Annotated in this window: 4 protein-coding genes; 2 read left to right on the plus strand and 2 right to left on the minus strand. The window is 33.5% G+C overall.

Annotated features, from left to right (window positions below; all coding sequences use genetic code 11):
- Positions 1–314: 314 nt before the first annotated feature.
- The gene (locus tag IO99_RS17755) at positions 315–551 is read right to left on the minus strand and encodes a hypothetical protein (RefSeq protein WP_035135836.1); all 237 of its coding nucleotides are present in this window, start codon (positions 549–551) and stop codon (positions 315–317) included.
- Between the two features lie 9 nt (positions 552–560).
- The gene (locus IO99_RS17760; protein ID WP_051824302.1) at positions 561–1,835 is read right to left on the minus strand and encodes a Y-family DNA polymerase; all 1,275 of its coding nucleotides are present in this window, start codon (positions 1,833–1,835) and stop codon (positions 561–563) included.
- 110 nt (positions 1,836–1,945) lie between these two features.
- On the opposite strand from IO99_RS17760, the gene IO99_RS17765 reads away from it, so the two are divergent.
- Both IO99_RS17765 and IO99_RS19220 read left to right on the plus strand, forming a co-directional pair.
- Positions 1,946–2,650, plus strand: a complete 705-nt coding sequence (locus IO99_RS17765; protein WP_035135840.1) for an XRE family transcriptional regulator — start codon at positions 1,946–1,948, stop codon at positions 2,648–2,650.
- Positions 2,651–2,659: 9 nt separating this feature from the next.
- Positions 2,660–2,803: a hypothetical protein gene (locus IO99_RS19220; protein ID WP_156964396.1), complete on the plus strand. Its 144-nt coding sequence runs from the start codon at positions 2,660–2,662 to the stop codon at positions 2,801–2,803.
- The last annotated feature ends 288 nt before the right edge of the window (positions 2,804–3,091 follow it).

A 3,091-nucleotide genomic window follows, 5' to 3' on the forward strand; every position in this document is an offset into this window, starting at 1 on the left:
CAGTATATGTAATTGATTTTGATGAAATAGTCTGTACATATTTGTTTTGAGATAAGTTCTTAATTTGATATTCAGTGAAAAATTTGTTGCTCATATAATCACTCCTAAAGCTATATATTAATTTTATTATACATAAAAATACCCTATATAATAGACTTTTTTTAAAGTGTCTACTATATAGGGTACATTTTAAATTTTAGTCTATCCTTAATTTTTATAAAAAAATATTATAGTGAGATTGAGGTAGGGAGCATTGTACATTCATCTATGAAACCCTCCATAATACATTTCTGTGTTATGAAGGGTTATTTTATCTACTTTCCCTCTACAAACCATTTATAATTTGATTCGTAAAATACGTACTTTTCACGGCCTTGAATTTTGCAAGTGTACCGAATTCCGGCTCCTCCAGCTTTTAAGCTAGCGGCTGGTCTGGTGTCTATTATTTTGTCTACTTCATAGTGGCGGCCATCTTCCCAGATTATTTCTCTGGGTTTTAATACACCTTCCTTTGTAAACTCTGCTAAAACATCCACATAAATCTTTGACATAATTACCTCCTAAAAATAACCATGAGGGTGTACTGTATGATCCTCACAAGGATTAATTCTTGATAAATTTCTATCTGTATACATAATAGCTCTCTGAATACTCTTATATCCAAAACGTCTTCTAATTTGGTCTAAAGCCTCATCTATTTTTTCCAGTTTAAGTCTTTTTTCATTGTCCATAAATAAATCTGTCTGCACTGGCATTGTATCAATTACAAGGTCAGCACCTCTTACACCAATACTTCTTACTGGATTTTTAAAGCTATAATTTTCTTTAAATAGCTTAAAGGCTGCCTGGGCAACTTCCTTGGTTATATTGGTAGGAGTTAGAAGCTTTCTTTGCCTTGAAAAACTGCAAAGATTGGTATCTCTAACCGATATTTCAACTACGGTACATTTAAATCCATTTTCTCTAAGTCGTTTTGTTACACTTTCAGCTAAAACTATTATAATAAGCCATACATCTTCATCACAAACTAAATCCCTAGGCGTAGTAGTGCTATTACCTATAGATTTTATGGGAGCACTATAATTTTCAACTAGTACTTCTGAAGTGTCATAACCATTGGCAAAAGAATGTAGAATAAGTCCCATTTTCCCTAGATGCCTTTTTAGAAAATCAGGATGGGTTTTGGCTATATCTCCAATAGTATTTATATTTATGCTTTTAAGTTTTGCATTGGTGCTTCTACCAACATATAAAAGGTCTGAAGCTGGTAAAGACCAAGCTATGTTCTTATAATTTTCCTTTGAAATTACAGTTATAGCATCAGGCTTTTTATAATCGGAGCCAAGCTTTGAAAATATCTTATTCCATGAAACTCCTATACTAACTGTAATACCTAATTCTTCCTTCATACTATTGCTAATTTGCTTTGCTATTTCAAAGCCATTGCCAAAAAGCCCACAGCTCCCTGTTACATCTAGCCAGCTTTCGTCTATTCCAAAAGCCTGCTGCATATCTGTGTACTGCCCATATATTTCATGGGCCATTCTAGAAAATCTTAGATAAAGATCCATCCTTGGTGGCAAAAATATGATTCCAGGACATAGCTGTTTTGCCTGCCACAAAGGCATTCCTGTTTTCACTCCAAATTTTTTAGCTATTTCATCCTTAGCAAGGACAATTCCATGACGAGCTTCAGGATCTCCACCAACTGCCACTGGTTTTCCTTTTAGCTCGGGATGATGCAAAAGTTCAATACTTGCATAGCAAGAATTAATATCTGAATGTAAAATTACTCGTTCCAAATAAAACCATCTCCATATATGATATATTAACATTATATATATCATTATATGATAAGTAAATAGTTTTATGTATCATATAATGATATTTTTCTATTGTAATTATCATTCCACTAATATACAATTAACATAAGGAGGTGTCTACTATGAAAAAGACCCTAGGAGAAAAAATAACAGCTGCAAGGGAAGCTATAGGTTTATCCCAATATGAAGTAGCTGAGTTTATAAAAAACAAAGGTATAGATGTGACGAATCAAAAGGTTAGTAAGTGGGAAACTAATTATACTACTCCCAATGCTTATCAGTTTTTAGCTCTTTGTGAAGCACTAAAGGTTAGTGACGTGCTAGGAACCTTTGGGGATTGCAGTGTAGACTCACCTTTATCTAATCTAAATCAAGAGGGTAAAAATAAGGTAGAAGAATACATAACGCTCCTTATTGCCAGCGGTATGTATAGTAACGAGGTTAAAGAAGAAAAAGTAATATATATGAGGAAGCTTCCTCTTTATGATTTACCGGTATCTGCAGGAACTGGTAAATATCTAGATGACAACTCCTGTGAAATCATTGAAGTAGGTAGTGATGTTCCTATGGAAGCAGACTTTGGAGTTAGAATTTCAGGAGATAGTATGGAGCCTCGTTTTGTAGATGGCCAAATAGTTTGGATTCATAAACAGGACATTTTGGAGGATGGAGAAATTGGAGTATTTGCCTTTGAAAATAACTCCTACTGTAAAAAGATTTCTATTTGTGGAGATGGAATTAAGCTTATTTCCCTTAATGAAGAATATGCGCCTATAAGTGTTCCGAGAGGTGTAGAGTTTCATTGCTTTGGGAAGGTTGTAGAATAAGGAACAATTATGTATTCTGGTGTACATGGAAAGTTCTATGAAGCTACTGTATTTGAGAATTTAAAAGCTGATGAAGTTGAAGAATTTGACAAGAACTTTCCGCATATGGAAAAATTACGTTTTCCAGGTCAGTGGGGATATGTAGAAGAGTAAATATAAATATTTGTAATCTTCCAACTATATGGTATATAATTAAATAAATTGACAGTTGAAAGAAGTGGCGAAGTGGGGAGTAATTACAATTAATTTATATGGGGGAAGCAAATGAATATGAAAATCGAAAAATGTATTAAAAGTTCTTTTTCAGTAATTGGGAAAGAAGGTTCAACTAAAGAGGGAAGCGGTTTTGTAAGTAAGCTATGGAAAGATGCCAATAACCACTTTGATGAGGTTGATTTTCTAGCAAAGAAAGATGAAAAAGGAAATGTTTTAGGCGTTTGG

It is taken from the genome of Clostridium sulfidigenes, assembly GCF_000732635.1.
Taxonomy (GTDB): Bacteria; Bacillota; Clostridia; order Clostridiales; family Clostridiaceae; genus Clostridium_J; species Clostridium_J sulfidigenes.

Coding starts and splice junctions, on each gene's coding strand:
- IO99_RS17755 (WP_035135836.1), bottom strand. CDS start 551: ATGTCAAAGATTTATGTGGATGTTTTAGCAGAGTTTACAAAGGAAGGT.
- IO99_RS19220 (WP_156964396.1), top strand. CDS start 2,660: ATGTATTCTGGTGTACATGGAAAGTTCTATGAAGCTACTGTATTTGAG.
- IO99_RS17765 (WP_035135840.1), top strand. CDS start 1,946: ATGAAAAAGACCCTAGGAGAAAAAATAACAGCTGCAAGGGAAGCTATA.
- IO99_RS17760 (WP_051824302.1), bottom strand. CDS start 1,835: ATGTTAATATATCATATATGGAGATGGTTTTATTTGGAACGAGTAATT.